Here is an 18,620-nt window from a genome sequence, read left to right on the forward strand (position 1 = left end):
ATGACCTCCATCTGTCAGTACGCACTGGACATCTTCCGGAAGCTACCGGAAGGCGTGGACGCTCTGGCGTTCATTGCCGGCGGGTGCTTCCGCTCGTTCTATGACGGAACGCCCGTCAAGGACTACGACTTGTTCTTCGCGAGCCATGCCGATTGGGAACTGGCGTGCGGCTTCTTCCGCATCAATCCTGAGTTCACCGAAACGACCGGCGACGGCGAGGGTACCTACCCGAGCTTCAAACGCGAGAACGAACCGGCCTTTAATCTGATCGGTTTCCGCTTCCATCGCTCGGTCCGCGACCTCGCCGAATCCTTCGACTTCACCTGTGTCGCGGTGGCGGCCGAGATGGTCGAACCGGGTGTCGTCCAGGTCTTCCAGCATCCGGAATTCGTGAGCGATGCCTCGGGGCATCTCCTGAACTTCCAGAACCTCCAGCACATCGACCGCGTTGAGCGTCGGGTATCTCGGTACGAAGCCTACGGCTATCGCAAGAGCAAGTCGTTCCTCGCGAAGCTTCCGCAGTGCCACTCGATTCCCCGCAGCTCCTCGGGCGGCGACTACTAACGCTTGAAGCTGTTCGACTGTGAAACCGATGGACTCCTCGACGAACTGACCGTAATCCACTGCCTCGCCATCTTCGACGTCGTTACCGGCGAGACGATCCGGGCAAACGATCACGGAGCGGCGGTTACCGTCGAGCAGGCCCTTCGCATCTTGATGGAAGCGGACGCCATCGGCGGCCACAACATCATCAAGTTCGACATCCCTGCCATCCAGAAGGTCTACCCCTGGTTCAAACCCAAGGGGCTAGTGAGGGACACCCTCATCATGTCCCGCCTGATCTACACGGACCTGGTGGATCGGGACTTCAAGTACGCCAAGAAGAACCCGCGCTTCGGCAAATCGATGATCGGCTCTCACGCGCTGGAAGCCTGGGGCATCCGTCTCGGCAAGTGGAAGGGCGACTACGCCAAGGAGATGAAGGAACGCGGGCTAGACCCGTGGGCGTCCTGGAATCAGGAGATGGACGACTACTGTCTCCAGGACGTGATTGTCACCCGTGAGCTGTGGGACAAGCTTCTATCCAAAGGCTTCAGCGAGGATTCCATCCAGCTCGAACACGACGTCGCTCCGATCATCAACCGACAGGAAGCCTATGGGTTCCTGTTCGATGTCGAGAAGGCCCGTGAGTTGGAGATGGTGCTGGTCGCTCGGCGCTCTGAGCTGGCCGACGCGCTACGCGCTGCGTTCCCGCCGTGGCAAGCGAAGGATGGCCCTCTGTTCGTCCCTAAGCGGGACAACCAGGCCAAGGGGTACGTGAAGGGCGTTCCGGTCCAGAAGTACAGGACCGTCGTCTTCAATCCTGCCTCTCGCGACCACATCGCCGACCGCCTCCAGAAGCTCTACAAGTGGAAGCCCGCGCAGTTCACCGATGGCGGCAAGCCGAAGGTGGACGAGACTACGCTCGAAGGTCTGACGTATCCGGAAGCGGAGCTGCTGCGCGAGTACCTGATGGTCGAGAAGCGCCTCGGCCAGCTCTCCGAAGGCAAGCAGGCGTGGTTCAAGTCCATCAAGAAGGCCACCGGGCGCATCCACGGTCGCGTGACGCAGAACGGCGCAGTCACCGGCCGCATGACCCACAGCAACCCCAATATGGCTCAGGTGCCGAGCTGTGGAGCGCCTTACGGCACCGACTGCCGCGCGCTGTTCTGTGTGCCGCAGGGCAAGCTTCAGGTGGGCGCAGACGCCTCCGGCCTGGAGCTGCGTTGCCTGGCGCACTTCATGGCTCGCTGGGATGCAGGCGAGTACGCCCGCGTCATTCTTGAAGGCGATATCCACAGCGTCAACCAAGAGGCCGCCGGCCTTCCAACCCGCAATAACGCGAAGACCTTCATTTACGCGTTCCTGTACGGAGCGGGTGACGAGAAGATCGGGTCGATTATCGGCAAAGGCCGCAAGGCCGGTCAGCAGTTGAAGCGGAAGTTCCTGGATGGGCTCCCCGCCCTCGACAAGCTCCTGGATGGAGTGAAGCGCGCCGCGAATCAGCGTGGCTATTTGCTCGGACTTGATGGCCGAAAGCTACACGTCCGATCCGACCACGCGGCGCTTAACACGCTGCTTCAATCCGCAGGAGCACTCGTCATGAAGAAGGCCCTGGTCATTCTCGACCGCCGCCTCCAGTCGGAAGGATATGTACCAGGGGTGGACTACGAGTTCATCGCCAACATCCACGACGAGTTCCAGATCGAGTGCAACGAGGGCCTTGCCGAGATCGTCGGCAGGGCCGCGGTGGAGTCCATCCGGGCCGCTGGAGACCACTTCGGTTTCCGCTGCCCCTTGGATGGCGAGTTCAAGATCGGTCGCAATTGGGCGGAGTGCCATTGAGCACTCCGGCCACGCCGGCTAGTCGTCTCTTGTCCATCACCAAGTACCGGGCGCATAAGCGGGGCATCCCCTTCGACCTCACTGTTGAGGATGTCGTGGTCCCCGACTTCTGCCCCGTGCTGGGACTACCGCTGTACCGGAACACCGGAGGCCGCGCCCAAGGCTCCAACTCGCCCACGGTGGATCGCATCGATCCGGATAAGGGCTACATCACGGGCAACGTTCGGGTCATCTCGTCCCGTGCGAACGCAATCAAATCCGACGCGACCCCGGAGGAACTCCTCCGGGTGGCCGCCTATTTCCAGGAGAACCGATGACCACACCCGCGTTCAAGATCATCAAAGGTGAGCGCAAGCGCACCTATCACTTCCCAGGTGGCGACAGGATCGAAGTTTGGGGCGTCGTCGCCCTATGCGTCCGTCCGACATCTCACCGCCTTGAGACCTCGGATGGACGAAAGCTCATCATTCCCGGCAAGTTCATCGCCATCGAGATCGACGCCAAGAGTTGGTCCGCATGAACTGGCTGTCCGTCATCGGTCCCGCCGCTAAGTTTGTCTTCGGCGGCAGCATCGACTCTATCAACCAAAGCCGCACCCTAAAGGCCCGCGAGAACGCTGCTGAGCACAACCTCAAGCTGGCCGTGCTGCAAGCCAAGATCACCAAGGCTCAGCAGGAAGGTCAGTGGGAGATCGAGGCAATCAAGCGCTCCGGCTGGAAGTCTAACGCCCTGTTCGTGATCGTCATGCTGCCGCTGGTTCTCTGCTTCATCCCTGGGATGGTGCAGTACGTCCAAGGCGGCTTCATTGCGCTCGACGCCGCCATCCCCGACTGGTGGAAAGCGATGGTCGGCGCGACCGTTGCCGTGTCCTACGGCCTCAAGCAGTTCTCCAACTGGCCTCTCCGCAGGAAATCCAAGTGACCAAACCCACGACTAAGGCTGATCTCCAGCGTCAGCTCGCCGATATGCAGGCCGCCATCGGCAACCTCCCGGAGCCTCGTATTCTCACAGTGTCCAATGAGAACCTGCTGCCGTACTCCATGATGGAACGCAGCACAGACCTTCGTGAGCTGGACCACTTCCGTCAGCATGTGAAGCGCGTCATGGCCCGCGACCTGGCCGAGGAGCTGATTCGCTCCGGCGCAATCGATTTCCAGGAACACCTGTACGAAGACCATCGTCGCATGGGCAAGTCCCTGCGCGTCACTGCGAAGCTCAAGCTCACCGCGTGAGCCTCACGCTCCTGATCGACGCCGACGTTCTCCGCTACCAACTGGCCTTCTCGAACACCAAGACGTTCAAGTTCGAGGACGATGACTCCGCAACGGAGATCACGAATCCCGAGAAGGCAAAGGCGGACCTAGAGGGCTACATCGAAGACCTCTGCGACACGCTCGGCGCTACGGACTTCCTCCTGCCCTTGTCGGTCTCCACGAACTTCCGCAAGAGCCTCTACCCCGACTACAAGGCCAACCGAGGCGGCAAGCCAAAGCCGGCCTTGTGGGATGCAGTCGATGGCTACCTAAAGGAGCTGTACGAGGATCGGATCATCACTCGCGAGTATCTGGAGGGTGACGACATCCTTGGACTCCTGGCGACTGCCCCCGCACCCAAGCGCTGCCCAGGCAAGCGCATCGTGGTGTCCATCGACAAGGACATGCAGACCCTTCCCTGCCGCCTCTACAACCCCCAGCGACCTCAGCTCGGTACTCGAACCATTTCGCAGCACGAAGCGGACCTGTTCTGGATGAAGCAAGCGCTTACCGGGGACACGACGGACAACTACCCAGGCTGCAAGGGGATCGGTCCGAAGAACGCAGACCTCATCCTCAATCCGCTTCACGAAGCCAATTCGGACGCTGATCCGAATGAGCATCTCGGCGGCCTCTGGATCGCCGTCGTGAGCGCGTATGAGGCCAAGGGGTTCTCGGAGGGGGACGCGCTCACCCAAGCCCGCCTTGCGCGCATCCTTCGCCACGGCGACTACAACTTCAAAACCAACGAGGTGAACCTCTGGAAACCATGAAGATCATCGGCATCACGGGCGTGGCCCGTAGCGGCAAGGATACCCTTGCCAAGATGCTGATCTCGGAAGCCGGCGAAGCCGTGCACATGTCCTTCGCCGCCCCCATACGCGAGTTCATTTCGGGCCTGCTGGGAATACCTCTGGAGGATCTTCTGGACGGCCCGACCAAGGAGCAGGCGATCCCGGAGCTCGGCGGTAAATCCCCGCGGCAGCTCATGCAGACCCTTGGGACCGAATGGGGCCGGGAGATGATCGACCCAGACCTGTGGATCAAGGTAGCCCAGTGGCGCCTGGAGGCGTTGAAGGCGGACATGTTCCCACCCAAGGTAGTCGTCTTCTCCGATGTCCGGTTCGACAACGAGGCCGATATGATCCGGAGCCTCGGAGGCCGCGTCGTTTGGGTTTCTCGGCCGGGCGCTGGACTGAACACCGACCACATATCCGAAGCCGGCATCAAAATGACATTAAGCGATTGCCGAATCGTCAACGACGCAGGGTTTGTCGACCTTCTTCACAAGGCCAAGGCGCTTCTGGTAGCGAACGCGTAGCCCAATAAGGAAAGGGGCAATCTCTGCCCCCTCCAGGTTTCAACGACTCACCGGCTACTCACTAGTTCGGTCAGAGCCTTCTGAACTGCACGGTAAATCTGCTCCTTACCCGTGCTTTCATCGTTGAAGAACTGCGGCTCGCCATAGTTTAGCTCAGCGCCCTCCTCGGGATCGCGCGCTAACCCGACAAAACCCAGCCGAGGTTGCCGCCGACGCTCGACGACAACATCAATGACCGTCTTGTCGGCCTGTAACCTGACAGTAAAACGCTCCGCGTTTTTGGGACTTATGGTGATGCCGATTCGCATCGACTCGAACTGATGCTTCTTGGAGTACAGGTCATTTTCGATATCGCGGTGCAAGGACAAGAATAGAGGCACATTATCGATAGGAGCTTGATCGTCCCTGAGGCGCTCCTCGTACAGCTTCTGCGCTTCCTTCAGAATGTCATCTAACCTGGTCATGTGATCTCCCCCACAACGGTTTAGGTCTTTGCCACCTGGGGCCGCCCCCGTTTGGTTCAAGGGGTAAAAGTCACAGCATAGGAGGAAACCTGTTTCCTCCCCTAAGGAGTCCCTTAGGTCACCCCTCGTTTCCTAAGGGCTCCCATGGACCAAATCCCCCTCCACGCCTACGACCTGATCGACGAGCTGGCCGGTGCGTACCCCGAGGTCGTCTATGACGCCTCCGAGGACCACGACGAGTTCCTGATGCGATCCGGCGAGCGACGCCTGGTTCTCCGCCTCCTGCGCCAGCGGACCAGGGAACAAGACGAGCGCAATGGGCGGTAAGCCCAAAGCGCCCAAAGCCACCGAGCAGGAACGTCCCGCGATCCTGACCACGGTGCGCGATGGCTACGCCGCGGCGGAAGCCGGCTCCGAAGCATCGACCTTCGGCCGGAAGAAGCTGCGCATCGACCTCAACAACGCCTCCTCATCGGCTCCCTACGGTAGCTCCCTAGTCATCCCGACTTGACCCAGCAGAAGCCGCAAACCGTCCCGGCAGCGGCCCGTTACCAACAGCTCAAGTCTGACCGTAACGAGGCGGAGTCTCGCGCCAAGAAGTGCGCGGCTCTAACGCTCCCGACGCTGTTCAAAGAAGTCACCAAGGGCAAGTCCACCAGCACGCGGACCACGCCTTACCAGGGTACCGGCGCTAAGTGCGTCAACTCCCTGTCCTCCCGGCTCCTACTGGCGATCCTCCCGGCCAACGCGAGCTTCTTTAAGCTGTCTCCGGACGGCGTCGATGCCGCCCAGCTTGCCGAACAGGCGGGCATCCAACAGGGCGAACTGGAGATGGGCCTCGCCGAAGTCGAGCGTACTGTCATCAACGACATCGAAACCTCCGGCATGCGCAGTGTCCTCGGGACCGCCATGCGCCACGCCGTGGGTGTCGGCAACGGTTTGATCTACATCCCAGACGAAGGCAACGCCAAGTTCTATCCGCTCACCCGTATCGTCGTGCACCGCGACGGCATGGGAAGCGTGCTGGAGATGCTGACGCTTGATAGCGTGGCCCCGTCCACCCTCGACGAAACCCTGAGAGCAGCACTGAAGCTCGATAAGGACAAGGGCGGCGCCTCCAAGGACGAAGGTCCGGAGAAGGACGTCGAGCTGTACACCCGCATCTACCGAGACGGCGACCTTTGGCAGGTCTACCAGGAGGTCAACGGGGTTGTCGTTCCCGGCTCCGAGGGCTCCTATCCCATCGACGCGTGCCCCTGGATTCCCTTCCGAATCCCGGTGGAAGACGCGCTCGACTACGGCTCGGGCCTGATCTACGACTACTTCGGCGACTTCGATGCGCTGGAGAAGCTGACCAAGGCGGCCCTCAAGGGTGCCGCTGCTGCTGCGAAGGTGCTGTGGGCACTCGACGAGAACGCGTCGATTCGCCCGCAGGAGATCACAAAGGCTGAATCCGGTGATGTGCTGCGCTTCAAGGCGAGCCAGCTCCAGGCCGTCTCCCAGGACAAGTACGCGGACTTTCGCTTCGTTACCGAGTTCATCGACACGCTCACCCGGCGCCTAGAGGCCGCCTTCGGTGTCCGCACGTCGATCCAGCGTAATGGCGACCGCGTAACCGCTGAGGAGATTCGCTACCTAGCGATGGAGCTGGAGGAAGTCCTCGGCAACGTCTATTCGCTCCTGGCGGAAGACCTGATGATCCCCCTCGTCCGCCGAGTGATGGATCGCCTTCAGCGCGCCCACCGGCTCCCCGAGCTGCCCAAGGGTCTCATCAAGCCCCGCATCGTTGTCGGCGTCGCAGCCCTCGGCCGTGGCCAGGACATGCGGAAGCTGATCGAGTGGTGCGACGCCTCCAAGGAAGCCCTTGGTCCCGAGGAGTTCGCCCGTCGTGTCAACTCGGGCGAGCTGCTGTACCGCCTCGGCGCGGCGTCCGATCTCGTCATGAAGGGGCTCATCCGAAGCGATGCAGAACTCCAGCAGGACCAGGAGAGCCAGACCATGCAGCAAGCGGCGATCCGTGCCGCCCCCAACATCGCAAACGCCGCAATGGCACAACAGCAGCCCCAAGGAGACATGAGTGGCAACTGACACTCCGCAGACCGAGCAGCCGACCGACAAACCGGCTGACCCCAAGCAGAAGACCAAGGCGGTCGCCGATCCGCTGGCGAAGTTCAAGGAAGCCGACGAGAAGGACGGCGGCCTGAACATCTACAACTTCCGCTGAGCACCATGAGCGAACAGTCGCAGATCACGCTCTCCACGGACCAGCCGCCGGCCGACCCGGGCCAGCAGCAGGCCACCACGACCCAGCAGGAAACCACCTTCGGCGGTTACAAGACCGTCGAGGAGCTAGTGGCCGCCCATGAAGCCCTGAAGGGCACCCAGCAGCCGCCCGCCAGCTCCGAGGGTGATACCGAAGGTGCGTCGGCCAAGCCGAGCAAGGAAATCCCGGACAACGGCTCGTCCGACGAGGCCGCACAGGCCGCCGTCTCGAACGCCGGGCTCGACTGGGATGCGCTGAACACCGAGTACGCCGATAAGGGCCAACTCTCCGAGGAGACTTACGCGTCTCTGGCGAAGGCCGGCATCCCACGTACCGAGGTGGACACCTACATCGCCGGCAAGCAGGCCCAGGCCGATGCCTACGATGCCGCGGTCTTCGATGCCGCAGGCGGCGCCGACAACTACCAAGCCCTGATTGAGTGGGCAGCAAACAACCTGTCGAAAGCCGAGAAGGTCGCGTTCAACGACGCGGTCACCTCCGGAAAGCCTGCGGTCGCTGCTTTGGCGGTCGAGGGTCTCGCCTCGCGCTTCGCATCCAAGCGGGGCACACCACCTGGCGCCATGCTGAAAGGCGGCGGCACAAGTACCGGCGTGCAGCCCTTCAAGTCCCAGCATGAAGTGACCTCGGCGATGCGCGACGCACGCTACAAGACCGACCCGGCGTTCCGCCAGGAAGTCCTGGATCGCCTGCGCGAAAGCGAGTTCTGAAAGCACATCGGCGTGAGCCGACCACCCTGCCCGTCGCGAGACGCGCTCCTATTCAACGCAACAAGGAAGCACGCAACATCTAATGGCTAACGCCAATCCGAACCGCCTTGGTCAGGTAAAGAATACCGGCGACGACAAGGCGCTGTTCATGAAGCAGTACGCGGGCGAGGTACTGACCTCGTTCGTCGAGGAGTACAAGCTGGCCGGCAAGGTGACCGAGCGCAACATCCAGCACGGTAAGTCGGCGTCGTTCCCCGCCATCGGCACCATCGGCTCCGAGTACCACGTACCGGGTACCGAGATCACGGGCATGAACGTCCAGCACGGTGAGGTGATCGTGAACCTCGATCCGATGCTGATCTCGCACGTGTTCATCCCGAACATCGACGAGGCGATGAACCACTACGACGTCCGCAGCGAGTACACCAAGAAGCAGGGCGCCGAGCTGGCGAAACAGCGGCAGCTCAACGAACTGCGCTGCGCGATCCTGTCCGCCCGCAAGACCACCGGCCCGGTGGACGGCATTCCCGGCGGCATGATTATCACGGCCACCGACATGGCGACCAATGCGCAGAAGCTCGCAGATGCGATCCGCGCCGCGCGCCAGAACTTCGATGAGAAGGGTGTGCCGGACGAGGAGATCACGGCCGCGGTGAAGCCCGTCCAGTGGTACGCGCTGACCCAGCTCAAGGATTTGGTCAACCGCGACTTCAACCCACAGTCGGCCGACTCCCTGAAGGACGCGGTGATCTACTCGATCGCTCGCATCCCGCTGCTGAAGACCAACCACATGCCGAACAAGGACGACACGGCGAACGCCAGCCTCGTCCAGTCGCGGCGTGCCGACTTCAGCAAGACGATCTCGGTGGTCTTCCACAAGTCCGCCGTGGCGACCCTGAAGCTCCTGGACCTCGCCGTCGAGGATGCCTACGACGTCCGCCGTCAGGGCACCCTGATGCTGTCGAAGTTCGCGCTGGGTCACGACCCGCTGCGTAGCGACGGCTCCGTGGAAATCGCGGTCGCCTAAGCGCCTCCCCTACCCGTCACATCGGTCACTCCGGTGTGGCGGGTTTTTTTCGCCCCTAAGGAACCCATGGAACTCACGCCGACCACCGAACTGGAAGCCGTCAACGAGATGCTCAAGGCAATCGGCGAGGTTCCAGTGAACACCCTTGAAGATCTCGGCTTCACCGACGCGGCCGTTGCGCAGACCACCTTGCGCACCAAATGGCGCGAGCTGCTGACCCGTGGCTGGTACTTCAACAAGGACTACGACTACTCCTTCACTCCCGCAGCGGATGGTCGAGTCGTGCTCCCCGCCAACGTTCTTTCCGTGACCCCTTCGACCGCCGAAGGTCGCCGCATCGTGCCCCGCAATGGGCTCCTGTGGAACGGCACGGACCAGACCGACATCTTCACGCCGGACGCAGGCCCCACGGCCAACGTCGTCTGGCTATTCGACTTCGAGAAGCTGCCTGAATCGGCGCGTCGGTACATCACCGTCATCGCAGTCACCAAGTTCCAGACGGACCAGCTCGGCTCCGATGCGAACTACAAATACACCAAGGACGACGAGCGGTTCGCGCTGTCGATCCTTTTGGACGAAGAACGCCTCTACGAGCCCCGCGGGAACATGTTCAACGACTCCCAGGACGTGCAAGAGGTCTGGCAGCGCTGATGCCGCTGATCTCCGGAACCACCCCGTCGATGATTGGCGGGGTCTCCCAGCAGGACGCGTCGGTTCGCCAAGCGTCCCAGCTCGAAGAAGCCATGAACTGCAACCTGAGCCCTGCCCGCGGCGCCGGCCCGAGGCCGCCCGCCACCTTCGTTCAGGTACTCGCGTCGGACATCCCCGACAACGCCTTCTTCCACTCCATCGTCCGTGACGCCCGCGAGCGCTACCTGGTCGTGATCTACCAAGGCCGCGTCCGCGTCTTCGATCACGTCACCGGCAAGGAGTACCTGGTGGTCGCGGATGAACCCAGCCGGGCCTACCTCAACACGCAGTTCGATCCGTATGTCTCCCTGCGCGCCACGACCATTGAGGACTACACGATCATCGCGAACCGCGAGGTCGTCGTCCGCATGACGGGCGAGAAGGTGCCGGGTGTGATCTCCGGGTCGGTGCAGACGTTCCAAGACCTCCCGAAAGATTCCTCGGGTACCGCCATCTTCGAGGTCCGCGGCGCCGCCGATAGCAGTTTCGGCCGCTACTACGTGCAGGGTGCCGGTTACAAAGTGTGGCAGGAGGTTGCCAAACCGGGGGTGCTGTCCACGCTGGATGGCGCGTCCATGCCGCATGGGCTGAAGCGAATCCCGGACAGCGTGAACCCGGATGGCTTCTACTTCAGCTACGGGCCTCTCGACTACGAGAAGCGCCTAGCGGGCGACGAGACGTCGGTCCCTCTGCCTTCCATGGTGGGTCAGCGGATCGGCAACGTCGGCTATCACCGCGACCGTCTCGTGATCGTCGTGGGTGAGAACGTGCTGATGTCCGAGATCGGCCGCTACTTCAACTTCTGGCGGACCACGGTCACCTCGCTTCTCGACTCAGACACTATCGACATCACGATGCCCTCGGAGGGTGTGTCGGAAATCACTCATCTGATCTCCTACCAGAAGGTGCTGCTGCTGTTCGCCTCGGGCAACAAGACCGTGTTTCAGCTCAGCGGCGTCCCCACGCTCACCCCCAAGACCGTCAAGGTGGACCTGGTGAACGCGTTCGAGGTCTCGCCGACCATCAAGCCGGTCATGGCCGGCACCAGCCTGTTCTTCTGCGATGACAGTTCGAAGCGCACCTGGACCACCGTGCGCGAATACTTCGTTTCTAATGAGCAGGTAACGCCGGAGGCCGCCAACGTCACGGCCCATGTCCCCGCCTATGTGCCCGGCAACACCCGTTGCATGACTGCGGTTCCCGACGCGGACCTCCTCTTGATCTCACACCTAGCTCCCAGCGGTCCCCAGGTGTTCGTCCACCAGTTCAAGTGGAACGGAGATCAGAAGCAACAGTCAGCGTGGCACCCCTGGAAGATCGAGACGGCCGGCGCGGTCGTGCATATGCACGCCATCGGTCCGGACCTCTATGTGATCGCCAAGTCACCGGGTGGTGGCGTGGAGCTGCTGCGGATGGACCTGTCCCAGGCGCCGGTCTTCCCGCTGGTGTCCTCGGACTTTGATATCCATCTCGATCGGCGCGAGGTCGTCACCCCGGTGTACCAGCCCTTCGGCAACTACACGGACATCACGGTGCCATTCATCCTGCCCACGCTGGAGAACCTCGTAGTCCTGAAGACGACCGATTGGCCCTCGCCGGGTGCCTACCTGGAAACCACGGGGGCCACGCTGGTGAACGGCGGGCAGACCCTCCGTCTGCAGGGTAATGCTGCCCAGGGACGCGTCGTGGTCGGCTACCGCTACCGGCGCCGCGTCACACTCTCGCAGCCTTATGTCAAAGACCAGAACGGCATCTCCAAGCTGATCGGTCGCCTCCAGCTCCGCCGCATGACAGTGCGCTTCGCTGCCGCCGCGTTCTTCCGATGCCTCGTGTACCCCAAGGGTCGCCCCGAGGCTATCGATACACTGGTCCCGCAGTTGGTGCACACGTTCACTGGCCGCACCGTGGGCGACGAGGCGTTCCGCCTGAGCGTCCCCAAGGTCCACGACGGCGAGCACACGTTCCTCGTGGCCTCCAACGCCGAGCATGTACGCATCGCCTTCGACAGCGACTCGCCCTACCCCTGTTGGTGGCAATCGGCCGCCTGGGAAGCCCTCTACACCACTAAGGTCCGCATGTGAGCATCACGATCCACGCACCCACGCTGGAGGCGCTACACGATCTCGCCCCCCGGCTTCATGAGGACGACGTGCAGGAACTCCTGGCCTACGGCTGGGAGTCGCCCCTCGAAGCCCTGACGTACTCCTTCGAGAACTGCCGCGAGGTCTATGCGGCGTCCTGGGGCGGCCGAGTGCAGGCGATGTTCGGTGTGGCGGACTACCCCGGTGATCCGCGCTTTGGCACGCCGTGGTTTCTTTCCACGGGGCCGCGAGGGGCGATTCGCCGCGAGTTCCTCCGCCTTTGTCGCCACTACATCGCCGCCTGGTCACCCATGTACCTCGGCATGTTCAACCTGGTGGACGCGCGTTACACCCGCGCTCAGCGCTGGCTCGTCCACCTGGGTTTCAAGCCGTGGAAAGTCCACGAGCGCAACGGCCACCGCTTTATCGAGTTCGGAACCCTAGACCCATGTGTGGCCCCGTAGCCATCCCTCTCGCCCTGGCCGTCGTGTCGGCTGGTGTCGGCCTTTATCAGGCCAACCAGAACAAACACGCGGTCGAGGCGCAGCTCAAGCAGCAGCAAAAGCAGGTCGACCAGAACGCCTCCGCGCAGATGGAGGACCGCATCAAAGCAGCACGCGAAGCCCGAGCATCTGCCCGAGCCGCTGCGGCGGAGTCGGGTGTGGGCGGTAACTCCGCCGACGCTGTGCTCAGCGATATCCAGTTCCAGGCCAGCCGTGACGTATCCCGCATCGAGAAGAACCGCGAGAACGGCATCGACGCAGCCGGAGAGCAGGCCAACGCGCGCTACTCGGAAATCAACGGGCAGCTCGCCGCCTCCCTTGTCCAATCGGCATCCGTCGCCGCCACTAGCGCCGGAGCCAAGCAGAAACCCTGAGACCACCCATGCCCCGCAACGACACCACCCGTATCGACCCTCGCCAGACTATCGACTCCTCGCAGAGCGCGAACGTACCCTTGCAAGTCCGCGCGAACGTCGACTCGGCGGGCCGTGGTGGCATGGGTTGGGCCGTCGCCCACGCGTTGAACCGCGTGGCCGGCGAGATGGCCGACACGCAATCTCGCGCCGGCGAGCGCCAACGCATTCGCGACGAAGAAGCCAAGAACACGCAGGACAAGAAGGACGGACAGGCGGCTGCGGCGGAAACCGCGGTCACTGGCGTCCAGAAGACCGCCGATGAGCTGGAAGCTCACGGCAAGGTGTTCACCCAGGCGTACCAAGAGTCCGATGGTCTCCGTCATCGCTACCAGTTCGAGCAAGACCTCAAGCCCGAACTGGCCCGCCTGGAACCCGGCACGGACATCAACGAGTACATCCAGTCGAAAGCACTGGAGTACGTCCAGAACAACGAGATGCCCGAGGAGTCGCGCAAGTCGTTCATGACGGCTGTCGCCAAGGCGCAGCCCGAGTGGAAGATCGACTACGCCAAGCACTCCATCACGGAGTCGCTGAAGCGCGATGAGGAGAACCACCAGGCGATCCTTGTTGGCGAGATGACCAAAGCGCAGGCGCTCACGCCGGAGATGCTCCAGCAATGGCAGCAGCAGGCCGACCTCTCGGGCCTCCACGACTACGAGCGCGACGACATCACCGCCAAGGCAGCCATCGCTGCCCTGTCGTCGGGCAAGGTCAACATTGACCAGACCCTCAAGACCCTGGACGGTCAGTTCGGTGCCGGCGGGCGCGTCCTCCACGACATCTACCGCGAACAGATCGATACGGCCGCCAAGCAGGGGCGTTCGCTCCAGGAGAAGGAACAGCGGGAGGCCCAGGAAGGGCAGCTCACCAAGTCCCTGTTCTACCTCAACGATAAGGCGGACGTGGGCGGGCTAGGAGACAAGGAGATTGAGCTGTACCGCGCGCGGTTCAAGATGAGTCCTGAGTGGGCAGCAACGCTCCACAATCGAAACCGTGAGGCGCAGCAGAAGGCCGCTGAGAAGACCAAGAAGGATCAGGACGACGCAGCCCTCCGCATGGCCTACCTAAATGGCGATCCGATCCATGTAGAGCAGCTCGGAGCGTCGAAGGTCAATGCGGCTGGTGAGAAGGCTCTCCAAGACTCCCTCGCATCCTCCATCGCCTCCAAGGACTTTACTGGCTCCAAACAGTTCCTCCTGGCCGCGGCGCGCAACAACGCCAAGAGCGACGGCTTCCAGCGGATCACGACGGGCCTAGCCGACACCGCGAACCCAGCCCGCTTCGAGATGGGCTACCAGCTCTACAAGATGTCGCAAAACGTGGCGCCCGGCTGGACCGAAGCAAACATGGAGCCCAAGACGCTCGCCGCCTATCAGATGTACGACCGCCAGGTATCGCTGTACCACGCGAATCCCCAGCAGGCCCTTGCTGCCGCCACGGCGGCCAAGGAAGTGTCGCCTGAGGTGCTCGCCGAACAGCGTAACCAGGTGAAGAAGAAGCTCGACAGCAAGCTCCCCAAGGACTTCGAGGACAGCGCGTGGCTGTCGCTATCTCCCCATGGCTCCACGAAGGTCGCCAATCCGGGCTATGTGGAGACTGCTGTCCTCCAGTACGCGACCGATGCGATCAACAACGGTCAGTTCCATGGCGACCCGAACGGTGCCATCGAGCACGCCATGACGCTGTTCAAGGCCAACCATGTCCAGGTGGGTGACCGCTACGAACCGACGTTCGGCACCGCGTACACCGCGGACCAGGCCAAGACGGTCGGCGAAGCAATGACCGCCTTGGGCAGGGAGAAGAAGGCGCAGTTGGTCAAAGACAAGATCGTTGATCCGGAGGACACCGTGGGGTTTGCCCCTTCCCCCAACGCGCCGAACAAGTGGCTCCTGTTCTCCATGCACGGGAACGTGCGGATGCCGCTGACCGAGGAGGTCACCGTGACCGACCCGGCCACGGGCAAGCACACCAAAGAAGCGCGCCTCGTCGAGGTCGTCGCTTCCGATACCGCGTCGAAGTTCGGCGCCTGGAAGAAGCAGGAGGCCGAGCGGGACATCGTCACCCGTCAGGGCATCAAGCAGTTCGGCCTGGACTTCGGTACGACCGAGGACAAGCTCAAGCATCTCGATGAGATTCCCCGCGGCGCCGTCGACAACTACATGCACGGCTGGAACGAAGTGAGCCTTCCGCAGGGTCTCCGGACGCCCGAGCAGCGAACGAAGGCGCGCGCATTCCTCACGGCGCCTGAGCGTGCCTCTCAGTCCTTCACGGACTTCATCAACTCCACCAAGTAACAGGACCAATGGCCGACTACCAGAACATCCCGGCTTCCACCGTTCCCCTTGTTCCCACCGTCGGCCAACCCACAGCCCTCCAGTCCGAGCACCAACGCCTCGTCGCTGACGAGCAAGCGAAGCATGAAAAGGACGCCACGTCCTTCGGCGAGTTGATCGGCGCCCATGCGGCCACCGGCAAGATCGGCTGGATCGACAGGGCGTGGGAGTCGCGGAAGTTCGAGGTCGACCCGACCTTCGTAGGCAAACCCTTCGAGGAGAAGATGGCCGAGTGGCGCCGCCTCGGCATCGCTGACGACCAGATGCCTCTGGCGTATAAAGCGGTATCGGCGGCCCACATGGACGCGCTGTATCCGTACGCGCGGCAGAACACCGACGCCCAGCACACCGTGGCGCAGTTCGGCTTCCTGGGAAACCTCGCAGCCGGCGCGACTGATCCCATCGAGTTCGCGGTGGGTGCTGCCCTGGCGCCTCTGGCTGTGACCTCGAAGGGTACACGCCTCACCAACGCGCTCCGCGCTGGCCTGGTCAACGCCGGCCAAGGCTCCGCATCCGAGGCCCTCTCCTCCTCGTACAACCCCTCCATCGGCGGCAGCGATATCGCGGCGGCCGGCGCCCTCTCCTTTGGCCTGGGTGGCGTCCTCGGATTCCGTCAGGGCGAAGTAGGTGCCATGGCGAAGGCAGCGAACGACATCGCACGGGACCGTGTGAACCCCTCGCCCACCGCCGACAGCCTGGGCGCGGCCCGTGTGAAGGGTTCCTTCGTGGACACCATGGATGGCCCCGACGTCCTCACCAAGGACTGGCAGCAGTCCATCGTGGACGATTCGGCCACCACGGGCGCCGCCAAGGAAACCAAGTGGGCCTCGGCGCGTGCTTCTCTGGCCGCCAAGCTCGGCGCCAACAAGTCCGGCGCGGTAAGCAATGAGTCCAAGAAGCTCCTGCGTGACGGTCTCGGCTACAAGGACAAGAACGTCGCAGTCGAGGAGTCGGCATCCGAGATGAGCCTGCGCCTGCGGGACACCATCGAGACCAAGTTCCGGCGGCAGCTTGAGCCGATGTGGGAGGAGTACAAGAAAGCCAACGGCATGCGGTTCGACTACGGCAAAGCCGAGTTCATGGAACAGGCTGGGCGCGCGATGCGTGACCCGACGTTCAACGCGTCGGCCGAAGCCGCGGGGGTACGCGACGCGGTGAACCGCGCCACCCGGTCCGTGTGGGACGAACTCCACGCGGCCGGTGTCGAAGGCTTCGAGAGCCCCACGCCTCCGCACCAGAACTGGCTACCGCGCGTCCACTCCGCGAAAGGGTGGATCGATGTCCTCCAAACCAAAGGGCTTCGCTTCGCCGATGTGGTAAACGACCTCATCGCTCCGGCGATCAAGGCCGGACGCTCCGCCGCAGGGCTCCCCCTGGACGACGACTACGGCCGCATCGTGGCCGAAGCGTGGGCACGTCGCGGTTACGACAAGGCCACCATGGCCGAAACGGCGGTACCGCACGGCGGCTTTCATGCGCGCGACGTAGATACCGTGGAGCAGCTCCTCACCGAAGCCGGTAAGTCGAACAAGGAAGCCGCCGCATTGGTGGAGAAGCTCCGCACGCAGGAAGCCGAGGCGTCTGTCCACAGCCACGCCAAACAGCGTATCGTCATGGACGAGTCGTTCGCGACGGACCTCAGCGACGAGCTGGGCAACATCCACCGGGTCTCCATCGCGGACCTGTTGGAGAACAACGTGGACAAGCTGACCTCCGAGTACATCCGCGAGATGTCAGGGTGGGCCGCCCTGAAGAAGAAGGCAGACGTCGGCACGCCGAAGCGCCTGGAGGAGTACAAGCAGTTCCTCAACCAGGAATCGGTCAAGTCCGGCAGTGGCGACATCGCCCGCAAGCTGGACATCGTGACCAACAGCATCCTCGGCCGCTCCACCGAAGACCAGCCGCACGCCATGCTGTCCCGCGCGTCCCGCATTCTGCGCAGCCAGAACTACTTGACGACGATGCTCCAGGTCGGCTTCTCGATGATCGAGGGCCTGGGGACCACCGTGGGCGCCGCGGGGTTCCGCAATACCCTCTCGGCCATCCCGGGTTCCCGCGCGATGCTTCGTCGCATGCAGTCGGGCGAGTTGTCGCTCAATGAGGCGCGCTGGCTGGAGGACATCATCGCGCCCGGCACGGACTACCTGCGAAACCAACCGTACCTGCGGATTGACGAAGGGGTCTCCTATGGCGGCCATACGGCCTCCGCCATGGACCGCACGCTCAATGGCCTGGAGAACACGATGGCCTATGCCAAGCGCGTCGCCGGCATCGCCTCCTTCATGACACCCGTACAGACCTACCTGCAACGCCTGGCCGCCCGAGCGGTGGCCGCAAAGACCCTCCAGTTGGCCAACTACGCCAAGCTCACCAAGACCCAGGTGTACCGCTTGAGGAACGACGGGCTGACGGAAGGGATGCAGGAGGCGCTATTCAATCGCCTGCGGGGTAAGAAGAAGATCGACGACGTCGCGGCGGACTGGAACAATTGGACGCCGGACGAGCGCGCGTCCTACTCAGCCTACATGTGGCGCGTGACGCGGAGGGCCGTGACGGAAGGCGACGTGTCCGACACCGCTCAGATCATGCACTCGTCCATCGGCAAGATCTTCTGGCAGTTCCGGTCCTTCATGACCAGCTCGTACGAGCGCTCGCTACTCAACGGGCTGCACATGCACGATTGGCAGACCGCCAAGATGTGGGTCGGCTCCACCTTCTTCGCGGGCATCGGCATGGCCGCCAGGAACTACGTGAATACCGTGGGTGACCCGGAGATGCGCGAGAAGCTCCTTGACCCCGGTGAGCTGGGCAAGCAGGCGTTCCAGCAGGCGGCCTACTCGTCGATCCTACCCATGATGGTCGACACCGTGGCACGAGACCTCCACGTCCGTCAGTTGCTCGGCGGTGAGGATCGCGGGTTCTTCGATCATGGCCGAGGTACCGGCCTGGATACCGGCGTGGCGGGCATTCCTACCCTGAGCACCGCCCAGTCCCTCTACGCCCTCGCAGGGCTTCCAGGGAAGATCGCCAACGGCTCTGTCACCAAGAAGGACGTCAAGGACGTCTTCAAGCTGGTGTGGTTCCAGAACATGCTGGGCGTCCGCAACGGCATCAACGAGTTCGCAAAGCAGTTCCCCGACACCGCCAACTAACGGA

At 62.7% G+C, this 18,620-nt stretch carries 21 protein-coding genes; 20 read left to right on the forward strand and 1 reads right to left on the reverse strand.

The window, feature by feature from the left end:
* The 8 genes from ISN75_RS14100 to ISN75_RS14135 are packed head-to-tail and all read left to right on the forward strand — an operon-like array spanning window position 1 to window position 4,959.
* Window positions 1-564, forward strand: a complete 564-nt coding sequence (locus tag ISN75_RS14100) for a hypothetical protein (RefSeq protein WP_343818829.1) — start codon at window positions 1-3, stop codon at window positions 562-564.
* Window positions 565-567: 3 nt separating this feature from the next.
* A complete protein-coding gene (locus ISN75_RS14105; RefSeq protein ID WP_343818827.1) occupies window positions 568-2,385 on the forward strand; it encodes a DNA polymerase in 1,818 nt (605 codons plus the stop codon).
* Between the two features lie 29 nt (window positions 2,386-2,414).
* On the forward strand, window positions 2,415-2,702 hold the full coding sequence (locus tag ISN75_RS14110) for a hypothetical protein (RefSeq protein WP_343818826.1): 288 nt from the start codon (window positions 2,415-2,417) through the stop codon (window positions 2,700-2,702).
* Window positions 2,699-2,905, forward strand: a complete 207-nt coding sequence (locus tag ISN75_RS14115; protein ID WP_343818824.1) for a hypothetical protein — start codon at window positions 2,699-2,701, stop codon at window positions 2,903-2,905. The genes ISN75_RS14110 and ISN75_RS14115 overlap by 4 nt, the downstream gene beginning before the upstream one ends.
* Complete coding sequence (locus ISN75_RS14120; RefSeq protein ID WP_343818822.1) at window positions 2,902-3,306, forward strand: hypothetical protein; 405 nt, start codon at window positions 2,902-2,904, stop codon at window positions 3,304-3,306. The genes ISN75_RS14115 and ISN75_RS14120 overlap by 4 nt, the downstream gene beginning before the upstream one ends.
* Entirely contained in the window at window positions 3,303-3,617 is a 315-nt protein-coding gene (locus ISN75_RS14125; protein WP_343818820.1) for a hypothetical protein, read from the forward strand. Before ISN75_RS14120 ends, ISN75_RS14125 begins: the two co-directional genes overlap by 4 nt.
* Window positions 3,614-4,411 carry a phage exonuclease gene (locus ISN75_RS14130; protein WP_343818818.1) on the forward strand — a complete coding sequence of 266 codons (798 nt, stop codon included), beginning with the start codon at window positions 3,614-3,616 and terminating at the stop codon, window positions 4,409-4,411. The genes ISN75_RS14125 and ISN75_RS14130 overlap by 4 nt, the downstream gene beginning before the upstream one ends.
* Window positions 4,408-4,959, forward strand: a complete 552-nt coding sequence (locus ISN75_RS14135; RefSeq protein ID WP_343818816.1) for an adenylate kinase — start codon at window positions 4,408-4,410, stop codon at window positions 4,957-4,959. Before ISN75_RS14130 ends, ISN75_RS14135 begins: the two co-directional genes overlap by 4 nt.
* A gap of 47 nt (window positions 4,960-5,006) precedes the next feature.
* On the opposite strand, the gene ISN75_RS14140 is transcribed toward ISN75_RS14135, so the two are convergent.
* The gene (locus ISN75_RS14140; RefSeq protein ID WP_343818814.1) at window positions 5,007-5,423 is read right to left on the reverse strand and encodes a hypothetical protein; all 417 of its coding nucleotides are present in this window, start codon (window positions 5,421-5,423) and stop codon (window positions 5,007-5,009) included.
* 144 nt (window positions 5,424-5,567) lie between these two features.
* Between ISN75_RS14140 and ISN75_RS14145 the strand changes: the two genes are divergently transcribed.
* The 12 genes from ISN75_RS14145 to ISN75_RS14200 all read left to right on the forward strand — a co-directional run bounded on the left by ISN75_RS14145 (window position 5,568) and on the right by ISN75_RS14200 (window position 18,616).
* A complete protein-coding gene (locus tag ISN75_RS14145; RefSeq protein ID WP_343818812.1) occupies window positions 5,568-5,750 on the forward strand; it encodes a hypothetical protein in 183 nt (60 codons plus the stop codon).
* Window positions 5,740-5,934: a hypothetical protein gene (locus ISN75_RS14150; RefSeq protein ID WP_343818811.1), complete on the forward strand. Its 195-nt coding sequence runs from the start codon at window positions 5,740-5,742 to the stop codon at window positions 5,932-5,934. Before ISN75_RS14145 ends, ISN75_RS14150 begins: the two co-directional genes overlap by 11 nt.
* Window positions 5,931-7,511 (forward strand): portal protein, encoded by a 1,581-nt coding sequence (locus tag ISN75_RS14155; RefSeq protein ID WP_343818809.1) that lies wholly within the window; start codon window positions 5,931-5,933, stop codon window positions 7,509-7,511. The genes ISN75_RS14150 and ISN75_RS14155 overlap by 4 nt, the downstream gene beginning before the upstream one ends.
* Window positions 7,501-7,647 (forward strand): hypothetical protein, encoded by a 147-nt coding sequence (locus ISN75_RS14160; RefSeq protein WP_343818808.1) that lies wholly within the window; start codon window positions 7,501-7,503, stop codon window positions 7,645-7,647. Before ISN75_RS14155 ends, ISN75_RS14160 begins: the two co-directional genes overlap by 11 nt.
* A gap of 5 nt (window positions 7,648-7,652) precedes the next feature.
* Window positions 7,653-8,414 carry a capsid assembly protein gene (locus tag ISN75_RS14165; RefSeq protein ID WP_343818806.1) on the forward strand — a complete coding sequence of 254 codons (762 nt, stop codon included), beginning with the start codon at window positions 7,653-7,655 and terminating at the stop codon, window positions 8,412-8,414.
* 82 nt (window positions 8,415-8,496) lie between these two features.
* Complete coding sequence (locus ISN75_RS14170) at window positions 8,497-9,441, forward strand: phage capsid protein (RefSeq protein WP_343818804.1); 945 nt, start codon at window positions 8,497-8,499, stop codon at window positions 9,439-9,441.
* Window positions 9,442-9,507: 66 nt separating this feature from the next.
* Window positions 9,508-10,092 (forward strand): hypothetical protein, encoded by a 585-nt coding sequence (locus tag ISN75_RS14175; RefSeq protein ID WP_343818802.1) that lies wholly within the window; start codon window positions 9,508-9,510, stop codon window positions 10,090-10,092.
* Window positions 10,092-12,212: a hypothetical protein gene (locus ISN75_RS14180; RefSeq protein WP_343818800.1), complete on the forward strand. Its 2,121-nt coding sequence runs from the start codon at window positions 10,092-10,094 to the stop codon at window positions 12,210-12,212. The genes ISN75_RS14175 and ISN75_RS14180 overlap by 1 nt, the downstream gene beginning before the upstream one ends.
* Entirely contained in the window at window positions 12,209-12,676 is a 468-nt protein-coding gene (locus tag ISN75_RS14185; protein WP_343818798.1) for a hypothetical protein, read from the forward strand. The genes ISN75_RS14180 and ISN75_RS14185 overlap by 4 nt, the downstream gene beginning before the upstream one ends.
* On the forward strand, window positions 12,661-13,089 hold the full coding sequence (locus tag ISN75_RS14190) for a virion core protein, T7 gp14 family (protein WP_343818796.1): 429 nt from the start codon (window positions 12,661-12,663) through the stop codon (window positions 13,087-13,089). The genes ISN75_RS14185 and ISN75_RS14190 overlap by 16 nt, the downstream gene beginning before the upstream one ends.
* An 8-nt stretch (window positions 13,090-13,097) precedes the next feature.
* A complete protein-coding gene (locus ISN75_RS14195) occupies window positions 13,098-15,425 on the forward strand; it encodes a hypothetical protein (RefSeq protein WP_343818795.1) in 2,328 nt (775 codons plus the stop codon).
* 8 nt (window positions 15,426-15,433) lie between these two features.
* The gene (locus tag ISN75_RS14200) at window positions 15,434-18,616 is read left to right on the forward strand and encodes a hypothetical protein (protein WP_343818794.1); all 3,183 of its coding nucleotides are present in this window, start codon (window positions 15,434-15,436) and stop codon (window positions 18,614-18,616) included.
* Window positions 18,617-18,620 lie beyond the last annotated feature (4 nt).

This window comes from Dyella marensis, from assembly GCF_049532885.1.
Classification (GTDB): Bacteria; Pseudomonadota; Gammaproteobacteria; order Xanthomonadales; family Rhodanobacteraceae; genus Dyella_D; species Dyella_D marensis.

What these genes read in the sequence shown, in the direction of transcription:
- ISN75_RS14100 (WP_343818829.1), top strand. Translation starts at nt 1, where the DNA reads ATGACCTCCATCTGTCAGTACGCACTGGACATCTTCCGGAAGCTACCG.
- ISN75_RS14115 (WP_343818824.1), top strand. Translation starts at nt 2,699, where the DNA reads ATGACCACACCCGCGTTCAAGATCATCAAAGGTGAGCGCAAGCGCACC.
- ISN75_RS14120 (WP_343818822.1), top strand. Translation starts at nt 2,902, where the DNA reads ATGAACTGGCTGTCCGTCATCGGTCCCGCCGCTAAGTTTGTCTTCGGC.
- ISN75_RS14135 (WP_343818816.1), top strand. Translation starts at nt 4,408, where the DNA reads ATGAAGATCATCGGCATCACGGGCGTGGCCCGTAGCGGCAAGGATACC.
- ISN75_RS14140 (WP_343818814.1), bottom strand. Translation starts at nt 5,423, where the DNA reads ATGACCAGGTTAGATGACATTCTGAAGGAAGCGCAGAAGCTGTACGAG.
- ISN75_RS14145 (WP_343818812.1), top strand. Translation starts at nt 5,568, where the DNA reads ATGGACCAAATCCCCCTCCACGCCTACGACCTGATCGACGAGCTGGCC.
- ISN75_RS14150 (WP_343818811.1), top strand. Translation starts at nt 5,740, where the DNA reads ATGGGCGGTAAGCCCAAAGCGCCCAAAGCCACCGAGCAGGAACGTCCC.
- ISN75_RS14165 (WP_343818806.1), top strand. Translation starts at nt 7,653, where the DNA reads ATGAGCGAACAGTCGCAGATCACGCTCTCCACGGACCAGCCGCCGGCC.
- ISN75_RS14170 (WP_343818804.1), top strand. Translation starts at nt 8,497, where the DNA reads ATGGCTAACGCCAATCCGAACCGCCTTGGTCAGGTAAAGAATACCGGC.
- ISN75_RS14175 (WP_343818802.1), top strand. Translation starts at nt 9,508, where the DNA reads ATGGAACTCACGCCGACCACCGAACTGGAAGCCGTCAACGAGATGCTC.
- ISN75_RS14180 (WP_343818800.1), top strand. Translation starts at nt 10,092, where the DNA reads ATGCCGCTGATCTCCGGAACCACCCCGTCGATGATTGGCGGGGTCTCC.
- ISN75_RS14190 (WP_343818796.1), top strand. Translation starts at nt 12,661, where the DNA reads ATGTGTGGCCCCGTAGCCATCCCTCTCGCCCTGGCCGTCGTGTCGGCT.
- ISN75_RS14195 (WP_343818795.1), top strand. Translation starts at nt 13,098, where the DNA reads ATGCCCCGCAACGACACCACCCGTATCGACCCTCGCCAGACTATCGAC.
- ISN75_RS14200 (WP_343818794.1), top strand. Translation starts at nt 15,434, where the DNA reads ATGGCCGACTACCAGAACATCCCGGCTTCCACCGTTCCCCTTGTTCCC.